Origin of the sequence: Serratia sp. 506_PEND (assembly GCF_001076875.1) — a bacterium.
GTDB lineage: Bacteria > Pseudomonadota > Gammaproteobacteria > Enterobacterales > Enterobacteriaceae > Serratia > Serratia marcescens.
Genome location: NZ_JVEL01000284.1, coordinates 1 through 3,051, shown reverse-complemented (window position 1 = coordinate 3,051; position 3,051 = coordinate 1). Strand labels below are relative to the sequence as shown.

Annotated in this window: 6 protein-coding genes; all 6 read right to left on the bottom strand. The window is 49.9% G+C overall.

The window, feature by feature from the left end:
* Positions 1 to 238, bottom strand: a 238-nt coding sequence (locus tag ADK28_RS30965) for a T6SS amidase immunity protein Tai4 family protein (RefSeq protein WP_239686223.1), incomplete at its 3' end; no start/stop codon positions are given.
* 45 nt (positions 239 to 283) lie between these two features.
* A complete protein-coding gene (locus ADK28_RS07525) occupies positions 284 to 637 on the bottom strand; it encodes a T6SS amidase immunity protein Tai4 family protein (RefSeq protein ID WP_048795314.1) in 354 nt (117 codons plus the stop codon).
* A 12-nt stretch (positions 638 to 649) separates the two neighbouring features.
* The gene (locus ADK28_RS07520; RefSeq protein WP_048795313.1) at positions 650 to 1,108 is read right to left on the bottom strand and encodes a T6SS amidase immunity protein Tai4 family protein; all 459 of its coding nucleotides are present in this window, start codon (positions 1,106 to 1,108) and stop codon (positions 650 to 652) included.
* Complete coding sequence (locus ADK28_RS29890) at positions 1,105 to 1,608, bottom strand: type VI secretion system amidase effector protein Tae4 (protein ID WP_071525932.1); 504 nt, start codon at positions 1,606 to 1,608, stop codon at positions 1,105 to 1,107. The genes ADK28_RS07520 and ADK28_RS29890 overlap by 4 nt, the downstream gene beginning before the upstream one ends.
* A 50-nt stretch (positions 1,609 to 1,658) precedes the next feature.
* On the bottom strand, positions 1,659 to 2,141 hold the full coding sequence (locus ADK28_RS07515; protein WP_004961372.1) for an Hcp family type VI secretion system effector: 483 nt from the start codon (positions 2,139 to 2,141) through the stop codon (positions 1,659 to 1,661).
* 304 nt (positions 2,142 to 2,445) lie between these two features.
* Positions 2,446 to 3,051: type VI secretion system contractile sheath large subunit (gene tssC / locus ADK28_RS07510; protein ID WP_048795312.1), on the bottom strand; the 606-nt coding region annotated here is incomplete at its 5' end.

Here is a 3,051-nt window from a genome sequence, read left to right as displayed (position 1 = left end):
CCAGCTTCTCACCCTCTTCAAACGCGGAAAGGGGCAGCTTGCTAAATTCCAGATAAGCGCTGGCGCTTCTAAACGCGTCTTTCCTAGTGTTTTCTGAATCTGTAAACTTTCCCAAACAACGACTGATTAACCAATTTTTATACAATGTTTCTTGCGGTAGAGAGTCAACAGAGGTTTCAGCAAAGGCCATCTGACTTGCGAGCAGTAGAAACACCAGAAAGTTATTGTGTTTTCTCATCCAAGATCACCTTTAAGAAAATCCCTCGTTTAATAACCCCGGATATCAATTATCGTCTTTTCCATGATATTTTTTGATGATGGCTTGCAGTGCTTGGCTATGTACAAGATCGATGCACTTTGCCATCGTCATCGGCTCCCCAGACATGCTGTCATAGTGCTTTGCCAGAAATTCTTTTGCCAGCGCCCTGACAGCGGTATGCGCTTCCAGAGAATAATCGCCGAACTCCATGTAACCCCTGGCGGTGGCGGTGGCATCGTTTTTGACTTCTTTTGCTGAGTACCCCTCGGCGATACAAACGCTAAGCGCGTAGTTTTTGAGGTACTCGGCAGGGGAATAGTCAATTTCTGTCGCTGCATTGACGTTCAACGTTGCGGCGATGGCCACAGTCAGTGAGATTTTTTTCACTGATTATTTCCGAGGAGGATTTTCATTTACTCTGTCCGGATTGTCTTTCACCCAATTATCATTAGGGCGCTGTACATAATCTTTCGCAAGTTTATCAAGCTCTTCACTGTGGTACATATCCATGCACTTCATTAAGTCTAAGCGGCTTTTCCCATCCTTAGCATTGTAATTCTTTTGCAAATACTGTTTTGTCAGCTTGATGATAGGGGATTCTTCATCACGAATTGCATAGTATGACCAAGCATCGATACCATTCGATGAGGCAATTGCATCTTTGCTAGCCTCTGGTGATGTCTTATAAGCGACGGAAATGCAGTAGGTCAGAGCAATATCCTTGTAGTTTTGCAAATAGTTTCGGTACGCCGCTTGCGGTGGCCACTTTTCAATGGGTTCTTCTTGGTTTTTATGTGCTATAGCACAAGTAGCATATATACAAAGAAAAGAGATAAGGGTTTTTTTCATCTCAATACCCAAAAGTTAGCGTAATTTGTTGTATAGCGAGCTTCTGGTTCATTGAAATAACAATGATCATAACAATCGCCGTTCCCATTCCAAAGCGTAGCATGTCCTCCAGCATCGCTCCAACCTGCAATTTCAAACAGTATGATCCCTTTCTTTCCGGCTAATTCACCACCACCTGGAGGAGGGAATTTGACTCGAAGGTCGGGTTTGCCCCAGATCTTTGTCAGATAAGCGATAAGATCTTTAACTCTAAAAAAATACCATTGACGATCGGCGCCTGATACGGTCTGATCTTTTACATAAGGAATGGGGAAGCCAGATTTATTCAAGATGTAGCTCATACGCACAGCGCAGGTGTTTTCCCACTTTCCATTGGGCGCAATATTCATGGCGACACGCCCGCCGATAATCTTGGCAACATTTTGAGCTGAATATTGCGCGTTATATATTTTAGTGCTTGCAGCCCATGCTGCTGAAAAAATGGGGCGATTATTATTCATTGTTATTTCCCTATATTAATCCCCCCGGCCGTAACCGGGGGGCATGCAGATTAAGCTTCGCGGTTTTCCTTGATGTTCCAACCTGCGCTGCTTTCGGCGCCTTTGCCGCCTTTGTCGCTCTGCTCCCAGTATTGCTGTTTCACTTTCGCCGCCTGGAAGGAGTAGGTGACGCCCACGGTGTCTTCGCCGCCTGCGCCGGTGTACTGCACGGCGGTGACCAGCACGTCGTCCAGGGTGATTTTAACGTACTCAACCTGAGTACCGCCCGCCTTGCAGACAGACAACTCAACCTTGGTCAGGTGCTTACCGCTGGAGCAGTGCTTCAGCAGCGCCGGGGTTGACTTGTCGACCAGCGCGTTAACGTGCAGATCGTTGAAGCACACTTTACCGGCGCCGCCGCCGCCGCCAACGCCCATATTGCCCGGTTGAGAAGCGCCCCAGGAGAAAGAAGTAATGTCGGTCCAGCCTTTGTGATTCGAATCTTTAGATTCGCCGCTGGCACCTTCAACTTTCAGGAACATATCAATAGCCATAGTTTCTTCACTCTTTATTAAGGGTTAACAGTAGTATTAACGTTACGTTGAAAAACTCAGGTAATAGCAGCAGGAATTGCAAGTGTGGTAATGCATTACCAATTTATATCCTTGTGCCATGCACCTTCTTAAATACCGAAAACTATCGGTACGGGTTACCGAGCCACTATTAAGTGCTAATGGCTCAATGCTTAATTATTTCGCGTTATCTTGGTTCCACATGCGATCCGGGTTTTCTGCGATAGGCTGACGATGAGGTTGATGTATCAGCCAGGCCGCACTACCGCGGCCTGACTTCAGCCCATCAGGACGCGTCGTTTTGTTTGAGCGAAGGCAGCTTCGACACCAGGCGCAGGGAGACGGTCAGACCTTCCAGCTGGTAGTGCGGGCGCAGGAAGAACTTGGCGCTGTAATAGCCTGGGTTGTCTTCGATCTCTTCCACCTGCACTTCCGCCGCGGCCAGCGGTTTGCGCGACTTGGTTTCCTGCGAGGAGTTGGCCGGATCGCCGTCCACGTAGTTCATGATCCAGTCGTTCAGCCAGCGCTCCATGTCGTCGCGCTCGCGGAAGGAACCAATTTTGTCGCGCACGATGCACTTCAGGTAATGCGCGAAGCGGCAGCAGGCGAACAGATACGGCAGGCGCGCGGAAAGCTGGGCGTTGGCGGAGGCGTCGGCGTCGTAGTATTCCGCCGGTTTCTGCAGCGACTGCGCGCCGATAAAGGCGGCGAAGTCGGAGTTTTTGCGGTGCACCAGCGGCATAAAGCCGTTTTTGGCCAGCTCGGCTTCGCGGCGGTCGCTGATGGCGATCTCGGTCGGGCACTTCATGTCCACGCCGCCGTCGTCGCTCGGGAAGGTGTGGCACGGCAGGTTTTCCACCGCGCCGCCGGACTCCACCCCGCGAATGGCGGT